This is a genomic window from Pseudomonas kielensis (assembly GCF_014236655.1).
In the GTDB taxonomy this organism is placed as follows: Bacteria; Pseudomonadota; Gammaproteobacteria; order Pseudomonadales; family Pseudomonadaceae; genus Aquipseudomonas; species Aquipseudomonas kielensis.
This window is the reverse complement of the sequence record NZ_JACMYG010000029.1, coordinates 1-20,666: the sequence shown is the minus strand read 5'-3', so window position 1 is coordinate 20,666 and position 20,666 is coordinate 1. Positions and strand designations below refer to the sequence as shown.

Sequence of the window (20,666 nt, the reverse complement as noted above, 5' to 3'; positions counted from 1 at the left end):
GTTGAGCGCTCCATTGGCGTTTTGCCAGCCTGGCAGTAAGGTGGAGCAAACCCTCATCAAGGACGGTTGCATGGGCAGCTCCCTGAGTTTTTCCCTCAAGCAGGCCAGACGCCTGGCACTGGCGGCCCAAGGTTTCTCTGGGCGTCAGTCGCCGGCGCCGGTCAAGTCTGGCCAACTCAATCGGTTGATCGAGCGCCTGGGCGTGCTGCAGATCGATTCGGTCAACGCGCTGGTGCGCTCGCACTACCTGCCCCTGTTCTCACGCCTGGGGGCTTACTCATCCGAACTGCTGGACCAGGCCGCCTGGAGCCAGGGGCGGCGCCGCAGCTTGTTCGAGTACTGGGGGCATGAAGCGTCATTGCTGCCGTTGTCGATGTACCCACTGCTGCGCTGGCGGATGCAACGGGCCGCGCAAGGCGAGGGGATCTACCAGCAATTGGCGCGTTTCGGGCGGGAGCAGCAGGACACCATTCGCCGGGTCCTCGCCTCTGTGGAGGAGCGGGGTGCGCTGGGTGCTGGCAGTTTGTCGACACGCCAGGAGCGCGCGGGGCCCTGGTGGGATTGGAGTGTGGAGAAACATGCGTTGGAATGGTTGTTCGCGGCCGGGGAAGTCACGGTGGCGGGGCGGCGCGGTTTTGAACGGCTCTACGATCTGCCTGAGCGGGTGATTCCTGCGTCCGTGCGCAACGTTGCTCTGCAAAGCGAGGCCGATGCGCAACGGGGGCTGCTCCTGCATGCCGCTGCTGCACTGGGCGTGGCCACTGAGAAGGACCTGCGCGACTATTTTCGCCTGGATCTGGCGCAGAGTCGCGGCGCGTTGGCGGAGTTGGTGGAGGATGGTGCGTTGCAGGTATGTGAAGTGCAGGGTTGGAAGCCGCTGGCCTACTGTTTGCCCGTGCCGAAAATGCCACGCCGGGTCAGCGCCAGTGCCTTGCTCTCACCCTTTGATTCGTTGGTCTGGGAGCGCAGCCGGACCGAGCGTCTGTTCGACTTCCGATACCGCCTGGAAATCTATACCCCGCCCGCCAAACGGGTGTTTGGCTACTACGTGTTGCCGTTTCTGCACCATGAGCGGATCGCTGCGCGGGTCGATCTGCGGGCAGAGCGGGCGCTAGGTCGATTGGCCGTGCACGCGGTTCACGAGGAGCAACCGGGCCTTGATGAGGCGGGCATGCAGGCATTGGCGGACAATTTGCGCCAGATGGCCGACTGGTTGGGCCTGGCGCAGATTCAACTCAATTGCCCCCGCGCCAGTGCGGCGCGGTTGCGGGTGGCGTTGGCGGGGGGATAACCCGCCTTAGCGGCGAACCTGCTTCAGGGTTTCAGCGATCAGGAACGCCAGCTCCAGCGACTGATCGGCATTCATCCGTGGATCACAGTGGGTATGGTAGCGGTCCGACAGGCCGTCCTCGGTAATCGGGCGTGCGCCGCCGATGCACTCGGTGACGTTCTGACCGGTCATCTCGATGTGAATGCCACCAGCGTAAGTGCCTTCGGCCTGGTGAACCTGGAAGAACTGTTTCACCTCGCCGAGTATCTGCGCGAAGTCGCGGGTCTTGTAGCCGCTGCTGGCCTTGATGGTATTGCCGTGCATCGGGTCGCAGCTCCAGAGCACTTTCTTGCCTTCACGCTCCACGGCACGAATCAGTTGCGGCAGGTGATCGCCGACCTTGTTTGCGCCCATGCGGGCGATCAGGTTCAGGCGGCCCGGGTCGTTGTCGGGGTTGAGCACGTCGATCAGACGAATCAGTTCATCGGTGTTCATGCTTGGGCCGACCTTGACCCCGATCGGGTTGTTGACCCCGCGCAGGAACTCGACGTGAGCACCGTCGAGCTGGCGAGTGCGGTCGCCGATCCACAGCATGTGGGCGGAGCAGTCGTAATAGTCGTTGGTCAGGCTGTCGCGCCGCACGAAGGCTTCTTCGTAGTTGAGCAGCAGGGCTTCGTGGGCGGTGAAGAAACTGGTCTCGCGCAATTGCGGCGAGGAGTCCATGCCGCAGGCGCGCATGAAGGCCAGGGTTTCATCGATACGGTTGGCCAGGTGGCTGTACTTTTCCGCCAGCGCCGAGTTGGCGATGAAGTCCAGGTTCCACTTGTGCACTTGGTGCAGGTCGGCAAAACCACCCTGGGCAAAGGCGCGCAACAGGTTCAGGGTGGCAGTGGACTGATGGTAGGACTGCAGCAGGCGGTCCGGGTCCGGTACCCGGCTTTTTTCGTCGAAGCCGATGCCGTTGACGATGTCCCCCCGATAGGCCGGCAGGGTCACGCCATCGATGGTTTCGTCGTTGGCCGAGCGCGGCTTGGCGAACTGCCCCGCCATCCGCCCGACCTTGACCACCGGACAGCCGGCGGCAAAGGTCATGACGATGGCCATCTGCAGCAGCACCTTGAACGTGTCGCGAATCTTGGCCGCCGAAAACTCGGCAAAGCTCTCCGCGCAATCACCGCCTTGCAGCAGAAATGCACGACCTTCGGTCACCTCGGCAAACTGACGACGCAACTCCCGGGCCTCGCCGGCAAACACCAGTGGCGGATAACTGGCCAGGCTTTGCTCGACGGCATGCAGGTGCGCCGCGTCCGGGTAGTGGGGTTGTTGCTGGATCGGCAGGGCGCGCCAGCTGTCAGGGCTCCAGGGTTGGCTCATCACGGTCTCTAGTGTTTACGCACGGGACCTCATGTTATCAGCAATTAGTACGTGACCTGCTGGCGATGCTTGGCCGACAATCGCGCCTTTGCCGCCTAACGCGGAACGAATGATTACGTTGTCTCGGGACTGGCCGGGCAACGACCAGGAGACGAAATGACTGAGGAGCGCGTCGAGCATCTGCTCGCCGAAGTGCACGATGAGTTCGGCATGATCCGGGTGCTGGAAGTGGCGGATTACCGCTTCCTCGAATTTGGCGACGCCATCGAGCAGAGCTGCGTGTTCACCGCCGACCCCAGCTGGCTGGAGTATGACTACACCCGCGCCATGCTGATTGGCGCGCTGTGCCACGAACAGCCGGACAGCGCGTTGTTCCTCGGGCTGGGCGCCGGCACCCTGACCCAGGCCTGTCTGAAGTTCCTGCCGCTGGAAGACGTGGAGGCCATCGAACTGCGCCCGGATGTACCGCGCCTGGCCATCGAATACCTGGGCCTGGACGATGACCCGCGGCTGTACATCCGCATTGGCGATGCGCTCGATCTGCTGGAAACCGCCGAGCCGGCGGATCTGATCTTCGTTGACCTGTACACCGATGTCGGGCCGGGTGTCGGGCATCTGGCGTGGAACTTCCTGGAAAACTGCCAGAAACGCCTGAATCCGGGCGGTTGGCTGGTGATCAACCAATGGGCTACCGATGATGGCAAGCCATTGGGGGCGGCGCTGCTGCGCGGGTTGTATCACCGCCACTATTGGGAGCTGCCGGTGAAGGAGGGCAATGTGATCCTGATCGTGCCGGCAGAGCTTGACCAGGAGCTGGACATGCACGGGCTTACCGCCCGCGCCGAAGCCCTGGCCCCGCGCCTGGGTTACTCGTTGCAGAACCTGATCAAGGCCATTCGCCCCGCCACCTGAAGGCGCGCCAAGGGGGGTGGTTTAGCAGCCTTTGAACACCCCCGCTCGTTTTTCGATCAGCGACCGCACGCCTTCCCTGGCATCCTCGCTGTTCAACAGTTCCTTGGCCAACGCTGGCAAACTCGCCGCCGCCGCGGCTTCACCTTCAAGGTGGGCCTGGCGTGCCGACTGCAATGTGGCTTGCACGCCCAGCGGCGCCTGGCGGGCGATGCGTTCAGCCAGTTCAATGGCGCGCGGCAGCAGGTCCTCGCTGGCCATGACTTCCTGCACCAGCCCCAGGCGCAACGCTTCGTGAGCGTCGAATTCGTCTCCGGTCAACAACCAGCGCATGGCATTGCCCCAGCCCGACAGTCGAGGCAGGCGCAAGGTGGCGCCGCCGAAGGGAAAGATCCCGCGCTGGACTTCCATCTGCGCAAAGCGGGTGTTGCTGGCGCACAGGTTGATGTCCGCCGCCAGCATCAGTTCGATGCCGATGGTCAGGCAATACCCGTGGGCGGCCACGATCACCGGTTTGCTGACCCTGGGGCCGACGAATACGCCCCACGGATCGCAGCCGCCGCTCGGAACCTGCCAGCCCTGGGTCAGTGCGCCGCTGGCACTCACCAGGTCGAGGCCGGCAGTGAAGTGCTCGCCATGGGCAAACACCACGGCAACCCGGGCCTGCGAGTCGGCCTCGAACTCGCCATAGGCCAGGCTCAAGGCGTTCAGCAGGTCCAGGTCGAATGCGTTACGCTTGGCGACCCGATCCAGCCCGATCAACAGGACGTGACCCCGTCGTTCCAGGCTGACACGACTCTTATCCGGTTGATTCATGGGGTAAATCCTCGGAGGGAAAGGAGGCATCGGACCAAAGGTTGCGGCCTGCAAGATGAACCGATTAAGCGCGATGACCAGCAGGGCCGGGCCTTTGAAAAATAGACCGTCGCGCGAATATCCGCAAAAGCTGTGACAGTCCTGCGTTCACAGGCTTTTTCCGATAAAAAAAGCTCCCTTTTTCAGCTAATTCCGGTATAGTGCGCGCCGGCCTTTAGCCGGGCCGCGTTTAGGTAGAGCAATTCCCCGAAGTCAGCTTCGGCTGCACGTCCGCACTGCGGACTCTTCCTTGACGATTCTTTTCATTCATTCGTTTTCGCAAATCCCCGCCGACAAAGCTGCCAGGGCGACTCTTGAGTCTCAACACGGCACGCGCAGCTTTGGAGCATGGGTCTTTGCGGATGCACTTAGAGGCAGACCCATGACCCAGGAAACCGGCGGCTTCGCCGCTTTTAATCTTAATCCGAATATTCTGGCAGCCGTCATTGCGACCGGCTACGAAGAGCCTTCGGCTATTCAGCAGCAATCGATCCCGATCATCATGGCCGGCCAAGACATGATTGGCCAGGCGCAAACCGGTACCGGTAAAACCGCCGCGTTCGCCCTGCCTATCCTGCACTGCATCGATCCTGCCAAGCGCGAGCCGCAAGCCCTGATCCTGGCGCCAACCCGAGAGTTGGCGCTGCAAGTTGCAACCGCTTTTGAAACCTACGCCAAGCAAATGCCAGGCGTAACTGTTGTGGCTGTCTACGGCGGCGCGCCGATGGGCCCACAATTGAAAGCAATCCGTAATGGCGCACAGATTGTTGTCGCCACGCCGGGCCGTCTGTGCGACCACCTGCGTCGCGACGAGAAAGTCCTGTCGACCGTGAACCACCTGGTTCTCGACGAAGCCGACGAAATGCTCAAGCTGGGCTTCATGGACGACCTGGAAGTCATCTTCAAGGCACTGCCAGCTACCCGTCAGACCGTATTGTTCTCGGCCACCTTGCCGCAGTCGATCCGTGCCATTGCTGAACGCCACCTGCGCGATCCGCAACACGTGAAGATCCAGACCAAGACTCAGACCGTTACCGCGATCGAACAGGCTCACCTGTTGGTTCACGCTGACCAGAAGACCTCGGCTGTATTGAGCCTGCTGGAAGTGGAAGATTTCGACGCACTGATCATGTTCGTGCGGACCAAGCAAGCGACCCTGGACCTGGCCAGCGCCCTGGAAGCCAAAGGCTACAAAGCTGCTGCGCTGAACGGTGACATTGCCCAGAACCAGCGTGAGCGCGTGATCGACTCCCTCAAGGATGGCCGTCTGGACATCGTTGTGGCGACCGACGTTGCTGCTCGTGGCCTGGACGTTCCGCGCATCACTCACGTGTTCAACGTTGACATGCCGTACGATCCGGAATCCTACGTTCACCGTATCGGCCGTACCGGCCGTGCCGGTCGCGAAGGTCGTGCGCTGCTGCTGGTGACTCCTCGTGAGCGCCGCATGCTGCAAGTAATCGAGCGTGTAACCGGGCAGAAAGTTGCTGAAGTTCGCCTGCCGGACGCCCAGGCAGTTCTCGATGCGCGCATCAAGAAACTGACCAACAGCCTGGCGCCGCTGGTTGCTGATGCCGAGTCGACCCACGGTGATCTGCTTGATCGCCTGACCGCCGACATCGGTTGCAGCCCGCGTGCCCTGGCCGCAGCCCTGCTGCGCAAGGCTACCAACGGTCAAGCGCTGACCCTGGCTGCGATCGAGAAGGAGCGTCCACTGGTGCCGAACAATGCACCGCGTGGCGACCGTCCAGAGCGTACCGGTGATCGTCCGGACCGTGGTGATCGTGAGCGTCGTGCACCGATCCCGCTGGCCGAAGGTCGTGCTCGTTGCCGTACCGCGCTGGGTGCGCGTGACGGTATCGCTGCCAAGAACCTGTTGGGCGCCATCCTTAACGAGGGTGGTCTGGCTCGCGAAGCAATCGGTCGCATCCAGGTGCGTGACAGCTTCTCGCTGGTAGAGCTGCCGGAAGATGGTCTGGAGAAACTGCTGACCAAGCTGAAGGACACTCGTGTTGCCGGTAAGCAGCTGAAACTGCGTCGCTACCGCGAAGATTGATCCGCCCCTGGGCTGATTGATCTGCGATAAAAAATCCCCGACTGGTTCGGGGATTTTTTTTGCCTGCTGTTTGCTGCCCAGGGGCAGGGGTCAGCCAAAACGATAGATGTCCATGCCCAGCGCGCCCAGGGTGAAGCCTGTGTGCGCCACGCTGAATGTGCCGCCGGCACCGCGGGCAAAATACAGCGGCAACAGGTGCTCGTCACTCGGGTGACTGCGCACCGCGTTGGGTGCCTGCTGGCGGTAGTCATGCAGCGCCGCTTCATCGTTGGCCGCCAGCTTGTCGATCATCCAGTCACGGAACTCACGGGCCCATGGCTCGACGCTCTCGGGGCCGGCGTGCCAGTCCAGCTCTCGCAGGTTGTGGGTGATGCTGCCGGAGCCGATCAACAGCACGTCTTGTTTGCGCAGGCTGGCCAGTGCATGACCAATCCGGGTCTGCAGCGCCGGACCGGCATGGCTTGGCAGTGACACCTGCACCACGGGGATGTCGGCGCGCGGATACATCAGCGACAACGGCACCCAGACCCCATGATCGAACGGACGCTGCCCGTCCAGTTGCGCCACCAGGCCATCAGCCTTGAGCAGTTCGGCCACTTGTGCCGCCAGCTCCGGCTGACCGGGTGCGGGGTATTGCACGGCGAACAGGGCGGCCGGAAAGCCACCAAAGTCGTGCCAGGTTTCTGGTTGTGCGCCGCTGCTGACCCGCAGGTCCTGACTTTCCCAGTGCGCTGAGACAATCACGATGGCCTTGGGGGTTGGCAGCTCGCGGGCCAGGCGCGCCAGTGCCGGCCCGCTGGCGCCGGGTTCCAGCGCCAGCATCGGTGAGCCGTGGGAGATAAACAGGCAGGGGAGCATGAAGGCGGTCCTGAGCGGTAAGATAGCTGCATCTTCAGTCAGATCATTGATCTAAATCTAATATAAGTTTTAGTGCCTATTGATCGAATTTTCAGGGTGATTTATGCAGCCGGAGTTTTGGCACAAGAAGTGGGCTTCGAACCAGATCGGTTTTCACCAGCCGCAAGTCAATCCATATTTGCAGCAACACTGGCCGGACCTGGCGGTCCCTGCGCGGGCGCGTGTGCTGGTCCCGCTGTGTGGTAAGAGTCTGGACCTGCTGTGGCTGGCAGGGCAGGGGCACCCGGTGCTTGGAATTGAAATTTCACAAACGGCTGTCGAAGACTTCTTCAGCGAGCAGCAGTTAACGCCAGAAGTGAGCGATGTGGGCGCGTTCAGGGTCTATCGTGCCGGGGCCATCGAGCTGTGGTGTGGCGATTTTTTTGCGCTGGCAGCACGGGATGTGGCTGATTGTGCTGCGCTGTACGATCGCGCAGCGCTGATCGCCTTGCCGCCGTCGATGCGCGAGCGTTATGCCGCGCATCTGCAGCAGATCTTGCCGGCCGAGTTGCGCGGGTTGCTAATTACTCTGGATTACGATCAGGCGCAGTTGCCAGGACCACCGTTTGCCGTGGCGGATGACGAGGTGCAGCGCTTGTTGGGGCGTGCCTGGCGGACGCAAGAGCTGCAGGAGCAGGATGTACTGGGTGAGGGCGGGAAGTTCCTGCAGGCCGGGGTGACGCGGCTTGTGGAGCGGGTGTACCGGATTTCCCCTCGTTAGCTTTGCGTTGACTGTGCCGACCACATCGCGAGCAAGGCGCCCGCTCAGGACAAACAAAAAAGGCCCGCATCGCTGCGGGCCTTTTTGTTATTGCGCCGGGCGGATCAACCGCGACGACGCAGCGCGTCGATACGCTCTTCCAGCGGCGGGTGGCTCATGAACATGCGAGCGAACCCTTGCTTGAGGCCACCGTTGATGCCGAAGGCATTCAGGGTGTCCGGCATGTGCACCGGCAGGCCTTGCTCCGAGCGCAGGCGCTGCAGGGCGCCGATCATGGCGCTGGTACCCGCCAGGCGAGCACCGGCTTCGTCGGCACGGAACTCGCGTTTGCGCGAGAACCACATGACGATCGAGCTGGCCAGGAAGCCCAGGACCAATTCAGCGAAGATGGTCGCGATGTAGTAGGCGATGCCCTGGCCTTCTTCGTTCTTGAAGATCACCTTGTCGACAAAGTTGCCGATGATCCGCGCAAAGAACATCACGAAGGTGTTCACCACGCCCTGGACCAGCGCCAGGGTGACCATGTCACCGTTGGCTACGTGGCCGATCTCGTGGGCCAGGACCGCTTTCACTTCGTCCGGCGAGAAACGTTCGAGCAAGCCCTGGCTGACCGCAACCAGTGCATCGTTCTTGTTCCAGCCGGTGGCAAATGCGTTGGCCTCGTAAGCCGGGAAAATACCGACTTCCGGCATCTTGATCCCGGCTTCGCGGGACAGTTGCTCAACGGTTTGCAGCAACCATTGTTCATGGCGAGTGCGCGGCTGGCTGATGATTTGGGTGCTGGTGCTCATCTTCGCCATCCACTTGGAGATGAACAGCGAGAACAGGGAACCGGCGAAACCAAAGACCGCACAGAAAATCAGCAGCTGATTGAGGTTGAGATCAACCCCGTTGGCCGCCATGAACCCGTTGAAGCCGAAAAGGCTCAGGGTGATGCTGGCAATCAGCACGACCGCCAGGTTAGTGGCCAAAAACAGCAGGATGCGCATCATGGTTGTAGAAATCTCCTCATGCTAAAGATGTAGCTTACTGCGGGGTATATAAGGTGCTGCACCGGGCTATTCAACCGGGTGACTATTTCAAACTGTGTCCTACAGCCAGATTCTAGTGGGTTGCAGGACATTTTTCGTATCGTCTAAAGCCATATTGGGTCGGTTTTTTCCTACGCAATGCCCGGTGCTATTGGGTTGCAGCCACAGATGAGGCGGCGCCCGTACACAAGGCGCAGAGAGTAGTCGAAAGGCGGGGGATATGTTGCTGAATCAATCACCGAGGACGAGTCGATACTCGCCTCGGCAACAAGTCGATTACTGGCGATAGGATTTCAGGAAGTTGCCAATCCGGCCGATGGCCATGTCCAGGTCATCCAGGCGGGGCAGGGTGACGACACGGAAATGGTCAGGCCACGGCCAGTTGAACGCGGTGCCCTGCACCACCAGCAGTTTTTCCGAGAGCAGCAGGTCGAGCACGAATTTTTCATCATTGTGGATCGGGCAGACTTTCGGATCGATCCGCGGGAACGCGTACAGCGCCCCCATCGGCTTCACGCAACTGACGCCAGGAATGTCATTGAGCAGCTCCCAGGTACGGTTGCGTTGCTCCAACAGCCGCCCCTGGGGCAGCACCAGGTCGTTGATGCTCTGGTAGCCACCCAGCGCCGTCTGGATCGCGTGCTGGCTCGGCACGTTGGCGCACAGGCGCATGTTGGCCAGCATGTCGATGCCTTCGATGTAGCTCTGGGCGTGTTGCTTGGGCCCGGAGATGGCGATCCAGCCGGAACGGAAACCCGCCACCCGGTAGGACTTGGACAGGCCGTTGAAGGTCAGGCACAGCAGGTCCGGTGCCAGCGAAGCGGTGCAGATGTGCACAGCATCGTCGTAGAGGATCTTGTCGTAGATCTCGTCGGAGAACACCACCAGGTTGTGTTGGCGCGCCAGTTCGAGCATGCCCAGCAGGACTTCGCGCGAGTACACCGCGCCGGTCGGGTTGTTCGGGTTGATGATCACCAGGGCTTTGGTGTTGGGGGTGATCTTGGCCTTGATGTCAGCCAGGTCAGGGAACCAGTCGGCCTGTTCGTCGCACAGGTAATGCACCGGGTTGCCACCGGCCAGGCTCACCGCAGCGGTCCACAGCGGGTAATCGGGCGCCGGCACCAGCACTTCGTCGCCGTTGTTGAGCAAGGCCTGCATCGACATCACGATCAGCTCGGAAACGCCATTGCCCAGGTAGATGTCCTCGATACCGACACCTTCGACCTGCTTCTGCTGGTAGTACTGCATCACCGCCTTGCGCGCGCTGAACAGGCCTTTGGAGTCGCTGTAGCCCTGGGCAGTCGGCAGGTTGCGGATGACGTCCTGGAGGATTTCATCAGGTGCTTCGAAACCAAAGGGTGCCGGGTTGCCGATGTTCAGCTTGAGGATGCGATGGCCTTCCTCTTCCAGGCGTTTGGCGTGCTTGAGCACCGGGCCGCGAATGTCATAACAGACGTTGGCGAGCTTGTTCGATTTGCTGACCTGCATGGCGATGTGTTCCCGAAAATGAACGATCCAGACGTTGTATGAACTACCGTACTGGGAATCCTGCGTTCTCACACGAGCCCGGCGCCTCGGAGCGGTGCACCAAAATCCGTTTGAATGCGTGTAACGCGGCTGCCAGACTGGTGTTTGACGAGGCGCAATCATACGTGCCGCCCGATCCGTGGAAAAGGTACAGATCGGGCTTTTTCAGTTGCTGAGGTAGGACAATGGAAAAGATCCAGAAAACCCTGGAAGAATGGCGGGCCATGCTCGATCCGGAGCAGTACAACGTGTGCCGTCTCAAGGGCACCGAGCGACCGTTCTCGGGCAAGTACAACGCGACCAAAACCGCGGGTGTCTATCATTGCATCTGCTGCAACGAGCCGCTGTTCGACTCCCGGGCAAAGTTCGATTCCGGCTGCGGCTGGCCAAGTTTCTACGAGCCGATCGGCGCCAGTGCCATGGTCGAGATCCGCGATGTCAGCCACGGCATGATCCGCACGGAAGTGGTTTGCGCCAAGTGTGAGGCGCACCTGGGTCATGTGTTCCCGGACGGCCCGCCGCCCACTGGCCTGCGCTATTGCATCAACTCCGTGTGCCTGGATCTGGTGCCGCGCGACTGAGGCAGGTGCTGGCCGGCCGGCGAAGGTGTGCTCCCGGCAGCCGGCGCTCGTTAGCCGGCCGGTACTCCCGGTCGGTTTTTGGTTAATTAAATTGCGTACAATCCAATTGCTCGCTATGTTTGTCGCCACTGCCTATTAATCGGAGCTGTGCCATGACCGACAACCTGCTCAACATCCCGTGCACCACGATCAAGGGGGAGCAAAAGACCCTCGCCGATTACGCCGGCAAGGCGGTGTTGGTGGTCAACACTGCCAGCAAATGTGGCTTCACCCCGCAGTACAAGGGACTGGAGGCATTGTGGCAGGCCTACAAGGATCAGGGCCTGGTGGTGCTTGGTTTTCCCTGCAATCAGTTCGGCAAGCAGGAACCGGGTAACGAGGGGGCGATCTCCGAGTTCTGCGAATTGAACTTCGGTGTCAGTTTTCCGCTGTTCAAAAAGATCGACGTCAATGGCAGCGACGCCCATCCGCTGTTTGTTCAGTTGAAGAAGCGCGCCCCCGGCGTGTTGGGGTCCCAAGGCATCAAATGGAACTTCACCAAATTCCTGATCGGCAAGGACGGCAACCTGGTCAAGCGTTTTGCCCCCGCGACCAAGCCGCAGGACCTGACACGCGAGATTGAAGCCCTGCTCAAATGAATGACCTGTCCGTTGATTCGCTGGCGCTGGATGACCAGCTCTGCTTCAAGCTGTACGCGGCCTCCAGAGCGGTGATCCGGAGCTACAAGCCCTTGCTCGAGCCCTTGGGCCTGACCTATCCGCAGTACCTGGTGATGCTGGTGTTGTGGGAGTGGCAGCAACAGCCGCCTGAGCAACCCACGGTCAAGGCGTTGGGCGAACGCCTGGCGCTGGATTCCGGAACGCTGACCCCCTTGCTCAAGCGCCTGGAGCAGATGCAGTTCGTCCAGCGCCAACGTTCGGCGCGTGACGAACGGGAAGTGCACCTGAGCCTGTCGCCGGCCGGTAGTGCATTGCGTGAGCAGGTCGGCCCCCTCAAGACCAGGTTGTTGTGCGACAGCGGCATCGATCTTCAGCAACTGACGCAATTGCGTGCGGGGCTCGATCAGTTGCTGGAGCAGATCAAGGGGCTTTCCTGAGCGGTATCCACAGGTCCAGCAGCGCGGCGAGTTCCTCGCGGCGAAAGGGTTTGGCCAAGTAGTCGTTCATCCCGGCCGCGCGACAGCGCTCCCGTTCCTCGGGCATGGCATTGGCGGTCAAGGCGACAATCGGCAGGTCCGGCCAGCGACCGCTGCGCCGGATATGCCGACTGGCTTCATAGCCGTCCATGACCGGCATGTTGCAGTCCATCAGCACCAGGTCAAAGTGGCTGAGTTCCAGTTGGTCGAGTGCCTCGGCGCCGTGGGACACCACAATCACGTCACTGCCCAGTTTGCTTAGCATGCCTTTGGCCACCAGTTGATTGACCGGGTTGTCCTCCACCAACAGGATTCGCCCGCGGCGTGGAGGCGACGGCGTTTGTTCGGGCGCCCGGTTATCCCCAGCGCTTTCCACGTTCAAGGCCCGGCGCAAGGTCTGGTACAGCGCATTGCGCGCCAGCGGGCGGGCTTGTTGTTGCAGAGGAGCAAGGGCGGCGCTTTCTTCGCTGGGCATGAAGTTGCCGTAGGCTGTCACCAGCAAGATCGGTGCGGAGAACGTCGAGCGCAATTCGAACAGGCAGGGTGGGCAGTCGGTAATCAGTACATCGGGGTCCAGACCGTGCAAAGAGTCATCGAGGCTGCGCTGCTGGTAGTCCAGGCCCCATCCGGGCAGCAGACTGCGCAACAACTCGGCCAGGCCACTGCTGGCCGCCGTGATGGCCACGACCTTGCCCTGCAGGCGGGCCGGCGGTGTGGCGCGAGTGTGCGCGGGCAGTGGCAGGTCGGCACAGAACTGGCTGCCAAAACCCGACTCCGAACTGATGCTCAGGCGGCCTTGCATGACGTTGCACAGGTTGAAGGTCAGGGCCAGCCCCAGCCCGGTGCCGCCGAACTGGCGCGTAATGCCGGCGCCGGCCTGGGTAAAGGGTTGGAAGATCTTGACCTGGGCATCCTGGGCAATGCCGATACCGGTGTCGCAGACTTCGATCCGAACGCCATCCTCCCAGGAACTGAGGCGCACATCGACGCGGCCGAAGCGGGTGAATTTGAGGGCATTGGACAGCAGGTTACTGACGATTTGCCGAACCCGTGTCGGGTCGCCAATCACCTGGGCGGGAAAGTGCGGGTCGATCAGGCAGGTCAGCTCGACACTGGGTGCCGCGTTCTGCGAGAGCAGGTTGGCGGTGTCCTCGATCAATGAGCCGAGGTCGAAGGGAATGTGTTCGAGTTCCAGTTGGCCCGCATCGAACTTCGACAGGTCGAGAATATCGTTGAGCAATTCCACCAGTACTTTGCCGGAGTCGTGGGCAATCGCCAGTTGCTGGCGCTGCTCGGCATTCAAGGGGCTGTCGAGGGACAAGGCGATCATGCCCAGCAGGCCGTTGAGGGGCGTGCGGATTTCATGGCTCATGTTGGCCAGGAACACCGAGCGAGCCTGCGCCATGTCCAGGGCTGTCTGGCGCGCGATCTGCAGTTCCTCGTTGGAGGTTGTCAGGCGCCGATTGATCGCTTTCAACTCGGTGGTTCGCGAGGAAACGATGGTCTCCAGTTGACCCAGGTAGTCGGTCAGGCGATTTTCGGCGGCGCGTCGCTGCTGGATTTCCGTGGTCATGCTTTCGAACTGCTGGTTGGCCACCCTGACCAGCACTCCGATTTCATCGTTCTGATGGTGCAGCGGGCATTCCAGCGGCGGTTGCTCGGCAATGCGCGGGTCTCGCTCGCTCAGCTCACGAATGACCCGTACCAGCGGCTTGGTCAGCATCACATAGAACAACGCCAGGAGAATGCCACTGAGGATCAGGCTGCGGGCGAAACCGTTGAGCAGGGTGACTTCGGCCCGGCGCAAGAAGCGGCTGCCGAAGGCGTAGGTATCGACTTCCAGTTGCAGTGTGCCGAGGGACTCATCGGGCAGATGCTCGAGGAACAGCCGCTCCTTGAATTGACGATTGGCGCCAAACAGGAAGTCGCTGATCACGCGGTAAGAACTGGCTGAGGGGGCACGCTTGACGTTGGCCAGCACGGTGTTGTTATTGTCGGTCAGTTGCGCACCAATCACCGCGGGTGAGCGCAATAGGCCAAGCGTCAACTCCTGGGCCAGTTCCGCGTCGATGTTGTAGGCGATCCGGGAGGCGGGACTGTGGCTGATTTCCAGCAACGACAATATTTCCCGGTTGATGGAAGCATCTTCGCTGGCATAATCGATCCCTATCTGCAGCAGACTCAGCAGCATACCCAGGACAAAACCGACCAGCACGGTGAGCTTGGCTTGCTTATAGGACAGGCGGTTGGTGAACTTGATATCCATCGGGTGCGCAGCCACTTTCGTTTCCCTTCTGGGCCAAGCATAGCTGATCGCTACCGAGTTTTGCCGTGCGCGCAGCGCTCTGGCTCGCGACTCGGATGGTGTCTGGCGTCAGGAGCGGCTTGGTCTGCCCATCATTACTGTGAACTGCCTTGAGGAGAAGACGTGGATTCTCGACTGAATGCCTTTCTTGAACGCGCTGATGCGGTTCTGGCTCGTATCGAGCCGCTGCTGCCTGCGCCACGCAGTGCCATCGACTGGACACAATGCCTGGCTGCCCGCTGGCAGCGTGAGGGGCGCAGTGGTTTTCTGCTGCCACTTGAGGTCAGCCTGGACATGCGCCTGACCGACCTGATCGGGGTCGACAAGCAACTGGAACAGCTGGGCCGCAATACGCGCCAGTTCCTCGATGGCCTGCCTGCCAACCATGCTCTGCTCTGGGGCTCGCGAGGAACGGGCAAGTCTTCACTGGTGCGCGCGTTGTTGGCCGAGCATGCCAAGGGCGGGCTGCGCTTGATCGAGATCGAGCGTGATCACCTGGCGGACCTGCCACGGGTGGTGGAGCAGGTCGCCAAGTTGCCGCAACGCTTTGTGCTGTTTTGTGACGATCTGTCTTTCGAGGCGGGCGAGGGCGATTACCGGGTACTCAAGAGTGTGCTCGACGGCTCGCTGGAGCAGGCCCCGGACAACGTTCTGCTGTATGCCACCTCCAACCGGCGCCACCTGGTGCCGGAAAAAGAGAGCGATAACGAAAACTGGAAAAGGGTCGACGGCGAACTGCACCCCAGTGAGGCGGTGGAGGACAAGATCGCGCTGTCGGATCGTTTTGGCCTGTGGCTGTCGTTCTACCCCTTTACCCAGGAGCACTTTCTCAACGTGGTCGAACACTGGGTCGGCGAGTTGGCCACCAAGGCCGGCCTGGCCTGGCAACGGGATGAAGAGCTGGAAATCCTCGCGGTGCGCTGGGCGACTGGCCGTGGTAACCGCAACGGGCGTTGCGCCTATCAGTTCGCCCGCTATTGGGTCGGGCTCAAATTGTTGGAGCAACAGGCATGATCGATTTGCAAAACAGCGGCGCAGGCCTGGACGGTTATGGCCTGCTCTGCGCACAGCTGGAGTCGTTGCTGGCCGATGAGCGAGATTTTATCGCCAACGCCGCGCAGTTCTCGGCGTTCCTGTTCCATCAGCTCGATGACCTGAACTGGGCCGGGTTCTACCTGAACCGCGATGAAGAGCTGGTGCTCGGGCCATTCCAGGGCCAGATTGCCTGTGTGCGGATCCCCTTCGGGCGGGGTGTTTGTGGCGCTGCGGCGGCCACGCTCACGACTCAGCGGGTGGAGGATGTGCATGCGTTCGCCGGGCACATTGCCTGTGACAGCGCGTCGAACAGTGAGTTGGTGGTGCCACTGGTCAAGGACGGTCGGCTGATCGGCGTGCTGGACCTGGATAGCCCATCACTGGCGCGCTTCAGCGTCGCCGACCAGGCCGGTATCGAGCAACTGGCCGCAATCTTCCTGCGCCTTACCGACTGCTGATCAACTGACCAGGCCTGCTTTGGCCAGCAGGCCTTGCCGGTCCACGGCATCGATCTGCCCTGGCTCCAGGTATCTGTCGGCGTACTGCTGATAGATCTGTTCCTCGATAAACAGCGCAAAAAGCTGCGGGTCGATGTGGGCATCACGGCACATGAACGCCATGATGCCCAGGGCCTCACTGAGCGTCTTGGCTTTCTTGTAGGGTCGGTCTGCGGCAGTCAGCGCTTCGAAAATATCGGCGATCGCCATCATCCGCGCCGGCAGGCTCATCTGTTCCCGCGTGAGTTGTCTGGGATAGCCGGTGCCGTCCATTTTTTCGTGGTGCCCGGCGGCAATCTCCATGACGTTGCTCAGGTGCCCGGGGAAGGGCAGGTGGCTGAGCATCAGGATTGTTTGCACCATGTGATGGTTGATGATGTAGCGCTCCTCGCGGGTCAGCGTGCCGCGGGTGATGCTCAAGTTGTACAGCTCGCCACGGTTGTATTTGTGCGGCGGTACGTCGAGTTTGAAGCCCCAGGGGTTGTCCGTTGGAATCAGCTCGGCACTGTTGCGCTCGAACAGGTGTTCGGGTTTATCCGCCAGCAGCGGCTCGCTGACCGGCAGCACGGGAGCTGGGCTACGTGCCTGACGGCGGTTTTCCTCCCAGGACAGTCCCAGCCGGTCATCCAGGGTGCGGGTCCAGGTGCGCTGGGCTATGGCGTGCAAGCGTTGCAGGTCGGCCTCGGCCATGGTCTCGCCCCCCAGGTTACTGCGGGCGACAAAGGCAAAGTCGTCGTCGAGCTCGGCCAGGCGGGTGTCGCGCGTCGCAGCCAGTATCTGTTCATCGCCCCCCTGGGCGAGCCCCTGCCAGTAGTCGATCCAGGCATCGCGCTTGAGCACCTCGAAACGGGTGCGGATCTCGTGCAGGCGGTCGGTGAGGGTCTCAAGCTTGGTGGCTTTGTCGACCACGTATTCGGGAGTGGTGACTTTTCCGCAGTCGTGCAACCAGGCGGCAATGTGCAGCGCTTCCCATTCATCGTCGGTGGGGTTGTAGCGCTCGAATTCCGGGGCCCGGCTGGCGGCGGCAGCCTGGGCGAGCATCAGGGTCAGTGCGGGTACCCGTTGGCAGTGGCCGCCGGTGTAGGGGCTCTTGGCATCGATCGCACCTGCGAGCAACTGGATGAAGGCGTCCAGCAGCTGTTTTTGCTTGTGCTGCAGGCGCTGGCTTTCGATGCTGACGGCCGCAGCGCCGGAGACCGCCTGGATGAAGGCGATCCGGTCGGGGCGCAGCTTTTCGAGGTCCGCTTGCGCGCCGCTGTCGGCCAGCAACAGGACCAGCACGCCGACCGTTTCGTTATGGCGGTTGTGCAGGCGAATGCCGATCAGGTGCACGCTGGGGCTCTGCAGCGCCAGCATGACACTTTGCAGGTCGCCTGCCTGCTCGAATCCCAGGGTAGTCACCAGGGCGTTCTGGCTTGTCAGTGGGCGCAACCAGGCAGGGGCCTGCGTGTCGTCAGGGTCGTGACCCTTGATGTTGAACGCCGACAGGTCGTGGGATTCACCCTCGATGAACAAGCCATGGGGCTGGAGGCGGTTGCCTTCATTTTCCCGCAGGTAGATCAGTCCCGCCTGGGCCTGGCCAATCTTCACGGTTTCCGCCAGGACTCTTAGCAGCAGCGGCTCGAAGCGGGTTTCTGCCGACAGGCTGTCGGTGATTTCAAAGAAGCTGGCCAGCGTCGCTTTCATGCGCGCCATGGAGACGCTGAGCTGGTCGACTTCCAGCACCGGCGAGCGGCGGGTGACCGGGTAGTTGAAATCAAAACTGCGAATCGCGTCGGCTTCCTGCACCAGTGCCCGTAACGGTTTGACCAGGATGCGGGAAGTCAGCCAACCCAGTGGCACGCACAGTAACAAGATAGCCAGGGTCAGTAGGGCGCCCTGCCAGCGCATTCGATAGGCATCGACCAGCAATTCCTCTTCGGGCACCATCACCGCCAGGTTCAGCCCCCGCGGGCCACCCTCCTGGATGCTGCTGCGGGCAAAGATCCATTGACGGTTGCCGACCTCCAGGCGATTGCCGCTGGCCGTATGCATGAACAGGGCTGCCAGGGCCGGGCTCAAGTCCTTGACCTTGGCCAAGTGGGCCTTTTGATCATCGATGATCAGCTTGCGGCTGTCGGGGTAGGCAACAGCATTGCCGTCGCCGTCGAACAGGGCGACCTCGGTGCCGGGCGTTACCTGGTGCTTGGCCAGGGTGGCGGACAGCTGCGCCAGCGTCAGGTCGGCACCTACGACGGCATTGGGGCCGCTGCGGCGGGCAAGCGTCGTGCCGATGTTGTGGGTCGAAAAGAAGATGTAGGGCTCGGTGGTGATTTGCTCTTGGCTGATGTTGGCCCGGTCGAACCAGGCGCGGGTGCGCGGGTCATAGGCTTCCTGCGGATTATCCAGGCGCCCGATCTGGTTCAGCGTCGCGTCATAGAACAGGGATTGTGAGCGGGTTTGCCCGGTGAGGCTGTCACGATCGATGCTCCAGACCTGAAAGGCGGCGGCATCAGGTGCCTGCAGGTTTTTTTTCAGTGCATCGCTGCGCAATGGACGGACCATGAAAAAATCGCCATCGGCATAACCGACGTACAGCGATGCCAGCTCGGTATTGTCCCTGAGGGACTGGCTGAAGGGTTTGAGCAGGGGCAGCCGGTGCGCCAGGTCCGTGCCCTGGATCGCGACGCTTTCTGCCAACAGGCTGAGCAATCGTCGAATGGGCTGGTAGGTGGTTTGCAGGTCCCTGCGTACGTCCTGGTCTATGCGTTCGAACAGTTTCTCACTGCTGGAGAGGATGATTTCGGTGGTTTGTCGGTAATTGAAAATACCCAGTACAACGCCCGTGAACAGCAGCAACAGGGTGAACATCACGCTGATGTGCACGTGCAGCGGCAATCGCCGTTTGTCCGGGCGCAGTGGGCTGGGCATTGCTGGCTCTCCATGATCGATACGCACGGCTCAGCGAACAAGCATAGTTAATGGCACAACGGTCTGCCGTGAATCCTCGAGGCTGTCCGGGGGGGGGGCAGGGCCAACAGGGCTTAACCTGTGGCCCGGAAGCGTCAGGCCGGCGATTGCTGGGTGATCTCACGTTGCAGTGCTCGCTCCAGTTCCAGCATCGCCTGCTGTATCGCTTCGGTGCAGCTTGCCAGGCTGGCCTCGGTGAACGCTTCGTGGCACATCCGCTCAAGTGCTTCACAGCTGTCCATCAGCCTGGTGGCCTGGACGATGCGGGCCGCACCTTTGATTTTGTGGGCGATATCGATGAACGCCTCGCGCCCGCAGCCTGGTGACACGCTGAGCAATGCTTGTCGATCGATGCGATTGCTGTTGAGCAGCTCGGTGAGCAGGCGCTGCACCAGCACCGGGTCGCCACCGGTCAGTGCTTGCAGGCTCTGCAGGTTGAAGGCCGGTTCTTCATTGAACGGCTGCAGGGTCTCCAGGCACTGGCTCAGTGTCGCCAGGCTGATGGGTTTGAACAGGCAATCGTTCATTCCCGCCTGGCGGCATCGAGGTTTTTCCTCGGGCTGGGCGTTGGCAGTAAAACCGAGCACCGTGCACGGTGTTCGTTGCTCATCCTGCTCGATCCTGCGGATGGCCCGGGACAGTTCATAGCCATTCATCACCGGCATGTTGCAGTCGGCAATCACCAGGTCGAAATGGCCCTCTCGCCAGGCCGCCAAGCCTTGCGCACCGTCGTTCGCCGTGACCCAACGGTGGCCCAGGAACCCCAGTTGCTGGCTCATCAGCAGGCGATTCGCCGGATGGTCGTCGACCACCAGCACGTTCAAGCTGGCCTGGCCAGGTGCGACCAGCGGCGGCGCTGGCTCCCGCACGGAGGCTCCTGGTATCGGCGTCATGGGGAGATCAACCCGGACCTGGGTGCCGACGCCCGGTTGGCTGCTCAGTTGCAGGTCGCCACCCATCATTTCGCACAGGCTGCGGCAGATCACCAGGCCCAGGCCGGCACCGCTCCTGGCCAATTGTCCGGTGTGCTGTGCCTGGGCGAAAGGCTCGAACAACCGGCGCTGGTCGTCTGCACTGATGCCGATCCCGGTATCGTTGATGTGCATGACCATTTGTTGGTGGTCGGCACCCTCGACCGTCATCAACCGGACCTTGATGCTGACTTCTCCCTGCTCGGTAAACTTGATGGCATTGCTGATCAGGTTGGACAGAATCTGTTTCAGGCGCAAAGGGTCGGTCAGCACATCCGGCTGCGCATCCGCGTCGGGGAAGTCGAGGCTCAGCGTCAGTTTCTTCTGCCGCGCGAGTCCGTCGAAGACCCGTACCACAGCTTCCAGGGTTGCGCCGAGATTGACCCGTTCGGGCGCCAGGCTCAGGCGACCGGATTCGATTCGGGCAATGTCGAGAATGTCACCGATCAGCGCCAGCAGGTCCTTGGCCGAGTTGTAGGCCACTTCAATGGCCGGACGATCCTGCAGGCTGTGCTCGTCACGTTCGAGGGTCAGTTCGAGCATGCCGATCACG

Annotated in this window: 17 protein-coding genes; 9 read left to right on the top strand and 8 right to left on the bottom strand. The window is 61.5% G+C overall.

Annotated features, from left to right (window positions below; all coding sequences use genetic code 11):
• The first annotated feature begins 70 nt into the window (after window positions 1-70).
• Entirely contained in the window at window positions 71-1,291 is a 1,221-nt protein-coding gene (locus H7995_RS22195) for a winged helix-turn-helix domain-containing protein (RefSeq protein WP_182341578.1), read from the top strand.
• A 6-nt stretch (window positions 1,292-1,297) separates the two neighbouring features.
• Here H7995_RS22195 and H7995_RS22190 read toward each other — a convergent pair whose 3' ends face one another.
• A complete protein-coding gene (locus H7995_RS22190; protein ID WP_166590155.1) occupies window positions 1,298-2,644 on the bottom strand; it encodes a class II 3-deoxy-7-phosphoheptulonate synthase in 1,347 nt (448 codons plus the stop codon).
• 156 nt (window positions 2,645-2,800) lie between these two features.
• Between H7995_RS22190 and H7995_RS22185 the strand changes: the two genes are divergently transcribed.
• Window positions 2,801-3,556 (top strand): spermidine synthase, encoded by a 756-nt coding sequence (locus H7995_RS22185; RefSeq protein WP_166590156.1) that lies wholly within the window; start codon window positions 2,801-2,803, stop codon window positions 3,554-3,556.
• Between the two features lie 21 nt (window positions 3,557-3,577).
• On the opposite strand, the gene H7995_RS22180 is transcribed toward H7995_RS22185, so the two are convergent.
• On the bottom strand, window positions 3,578-4,369 hold the full coding sequence (locus tag H7995_RS22180; RefSeq protein WP_166590157.1) for a crotonase/enoyl-CoA hydratase family protein: 792 nt from the start codon (window positions 4,367-4,369) through the stop codon (window positions 3,578-3,580).
• A 421-nt stretch (window positions 4,370-4,790) separates the two neighbouring features.
• On the opposite strand from H7995_RS22180, the gene H7995_RS22175 reads away from it, so the two are divergent.
• The gene (locus tag H7995_RS22175) at window positions 4,791-6,464 is read left to right on the top strand and encodes a DEAD/DEAH box helicase (protein WP_095168122.1); all 1,674 of its coding nucleotides are present in this window, start codon (window positions 4,791-4,793) and stop codon (window positions 6,462-6,464) included.
• 90 nt (window positions 6,465-6,554) lie between these two features.
• On the opposite strand, the gene H7995_RS22170 is transcribed toward H7995_RS22175, so the two are convergent.
• Window positions 6,555-7,322, bottom strand: coding sequence for a DODA-type extradiol aromatic ring-opening family dioxygenase (locus H7995_RS22170; protein WP_185818847.1), 768 nt, complete (start codon window positions 7,320-7,322; stop codon window positions 6,555-6,557).
• A 103-nt stretch (window positions 7,323-7,425) separates the two neighbouring features.
• Between H7995_RS22170 and H7995_RS22165 the strand changes: the two genes are divergently transcribed.
• Window positions 7,426-8,082, top strand: coding sequence for a thiopurine S-methyltransferase (locus tag H7995_RS22165; RefSeq protein ID WP_185818846.1), 657 nt, complete (start codon window positions 7,426-7,428; stop codon window positions 8,080-8,082).
• A gap of 104 nt (window positions 8,083-8,186) precedes the next feature.
• Here the strand turns inward: H7995_RS22165 and htpX are convergent, their stop codons facing one another.
• Together htpX and H7995_RS22155 are read right to left on the bottom strand one after the other, a co-directional pair.
• Entirely contained in the window at window positions 8,187-9,074 is an 888-nt protein-coding gene (htpX, locus tag H7995_RS22160) for a protease HtpX (RefSeq protein ID WP_095168127.1), read from the bottom strand.
• 315 nt (window positions 9,075-9,389) lie between these two features.
• On the bottom strand, window positions 9,390-10,601 hold the full coding sequence (locus H7995_RS22155) for a pyridoxal phosphate-dependent aminotransferase (RefSeq protein WP_166590160.1): 1,212 nt from the start codon (window positions 10,599-10,601) through the stop codon (window positions 9,390-9,392).
• A 224-nt stretch (window positions 10,602-10,825) separates the two neighbouring features.
• Here H7995_RS22155 and msrB point away from each other — a divergent pair, with 224 nt between their 5' ends.
• From msrB to H7995_RS22140, 3 genes are all read left to right on the top strand, one after another.
• On the top strand, window positions 10,826-11,221 hold the full coding sequence (msrB, locus tag H7995_RS22150) for a peptide-methionine (R)-S-oxide reductase MsrB (protein ID WP_159997279.1): 396 nt from the start codon (window positions 10,826-10,828) through the stop codon (window positions 11,219-11,221).
• Window positions 11,222-11,373: 152 nt separating this feature from the next.
• On the top strand, window positions 11,374-11,859 hold the full coding sequence (locus tag H7995_RS22145; RefSeq protein ID WP_166590162.1) for a glutathione peroxidase: 486 nt from the start codon (window positions 11,374-11,376) through the stop codon (window positions 11,857-11,859).
• Complete coding sequence (locus H7995_RS22140) at window positions 11,856-12,317, top strand: MarR family winged helix-turn-helix transcriptional regulator (RefSeq protein ID WP_166590163.1); 462 nt, start codon at window positions 11,856-11,858, stop codon at window positions 12,315-12,317. The genes H7995_RS22145 and H7995_RS22140 overlap by 4 nt, the downstream gene beginning before the upstream one ends.
• Here H7995_RS22140 and H7995_RS22135 read toward each other — a convergent pair.
• Window positions 12,301-14,622 carry a hybrid sensor histidine kinase/response regulator gene (locus H7995_RS22135; protein ID WP_185818856.1) on the bottom strand — a complete coding sequence of 774 codons (2,322 nt, stop codon included), beginning with the start codon at window positions 14,620-14,622 and terminating at the stop codon, window positions 12,301-12,303. The two genes, H7995_RS22140 and H7995_RS22135, sit on opposite strands and share 17 nt — an antisense overlap.
• Window positions 14,623-14,784: 162 nt before the next feature.
• Between H7995_RS22135 and H7995_RS22130 the strand changes: the two genes are divergently transcribed.
• Together H7995_RS22130 and H7995_RS22125 are read left to right on the top strand one after the other, a co-directional pair.
• On the top strand, window positions 14,785-15,675 hold the full coding sequence (locus tag H7995_RS22130) for an ATP-binding protein (protein WP_166590164.1): 891 nt from the start codon (window positions 14,785-14,787) through the stop codon (window positions 15,673-15,675).
• On the top strand, window positions 15,672-16,154 hold the full coding sequence (locus H7995_RS22125) for a GAF domain-containing protein (protein ID WP_185818845.1): 483 nt from the start codon (window positions 15,672-15,674) through the stop codon (window positions 16,152-16,154). The genes H7995_RS22130 and H7995_RS22125 overlap by 4 nt, the downstream gene beginning before the upstream one ends.
• Here H7995_RS22125 and H7995_RS22120 read toward each other — a convergent pair whose 3' ends face one another.
• Window positions 16,155-19,103: an HD domain-containing phosphohydrolase gene (locus tag H7995_RS22120; RefSeq protein WP_185818844.1), complete on the bottom strand. Its 2,949-nt coding sequence runs from the start codon at window positions 19,101-19,103 to the stop codon at window positions 16,155-16,157.
• A gap of 134 nt (window positions 19,104-19,237) precedes the next feature.
• On the bottom strand, window positions 19,238-20,666 hold a 1,429-nt coding region (locus tag H7995_RS22115), incomplete at its 5' end, for an ATP-binding protein (RefSeq protein ID WP_185818843.1).

Excerpts from the sequence above, each read along its gene's own strand:
- msrB (WP_159997279.1), top strand. The coding sequence starts at position 10,826 with ATGGAAAAGATCCAGAAAACCCTGGAAGAATGGCGGGCCATGCTCGAT.
- H7995_RS22135 (WP_185818856.1), bottom strand. The coding sequence starts at position 14,622 with ATGGATATCAAGTTCACCAACCGCCTGTCCTATAAGCAAGCCAAGCTC.
- H7995_RS22125 (WP_185818845.1), top strand. The coding sequence starts at position 15,672 with ATGATCGATTTGCAAAACAGCGGCGCAGGCCTGGACGGTTATGGCCTG.
- H7995_RS22165 (WP_185818846.1), top strand. The coding sequence starts at position 7,426 with ATGCAGCCGGAGTTTTGGCACAAGAAGTGGGCTTCGAACCAGATCGGT.
- H7995_RS22145 (WP_166590162.1), top strand. The coding sequence starts at position 11,374 with ATGACCGACAACCTGCTCAACATCCCGTGCACCACGATCAAGGGGGAG.
- H7995_RS22175 (WP_095168122.1), top strand. The coding sequence starts at position 4,791 with ATGACCCAGGAAACCGGCGGCTTCGCCGCTTTTAATCTTAATCCGAAT.
- H7995_RS22180 (WP_166590157.1), bottom strand. The coding sequence starts at position 4,369 with ATGAATCAACCGGATAAGAGTCGTGTCAGCCTGGAACGACGGGGTCAC.
- H7995_RS22185 (WP_166590156.1), top strand. The coding sequence starts at position 2,801 with ATGACTGAGGAGCGCGTCGAGCATCTGCTCGCCGAAGTGCACGATGAG.
- H7995_RS22195 (WP_182341578.1), top strand. The coding sequence starts at position 71 with ATGGGCAGCTCCCTGAGTTTTTCCCTCAAGCAGGCCAGACGCCTGGCA.
- H7995_RS22155 (WP_166590160.1), bottom strand. The coding sequence starts at position 10,601 with ATGCAGGTCAGCAAATCGAACAAGCTCGCCAACGTCTGTTATGACATT.
- H7995_RS22170 (WP_185818847.1), bottom strand. The coding sequence starts at position 7,322 with ATGCTCCCCTGCCTGTTTATCTCCCACGGCTCACCGATGCTGGCGCTG.
- htpX (WP_095168127.1), bottom strand. The coding sequence starts at position 9,074 with ATGATGCGCATCCTGCTGTTTTTGGCCACTAACCTGGCGGTCGTGCTG.
- H7995_RS22140 (WP_166590163.1), top strand. The coding sequence starts at position 11,856 with ATGAATGACCTGTCCGTTGATTCGCTGGCGCTGGATGACCAGCTCTGC.
- H7995_RS22120 (WP_185818844.1), bottom strand. The coding sequence starts at position 19,103 with ATGCCCAGCCCACTGCGCCCGGACAAACGGCGATTGCCGCTGCACGTG.
- H7995_RS22190 (WP_166590155.1), bottom strand. The coding sequence starts at position 2,644 with ATGAGCCAACCCTGGAGCCCTGACAGCTGGCGCGCCCTGCCGATCCAG.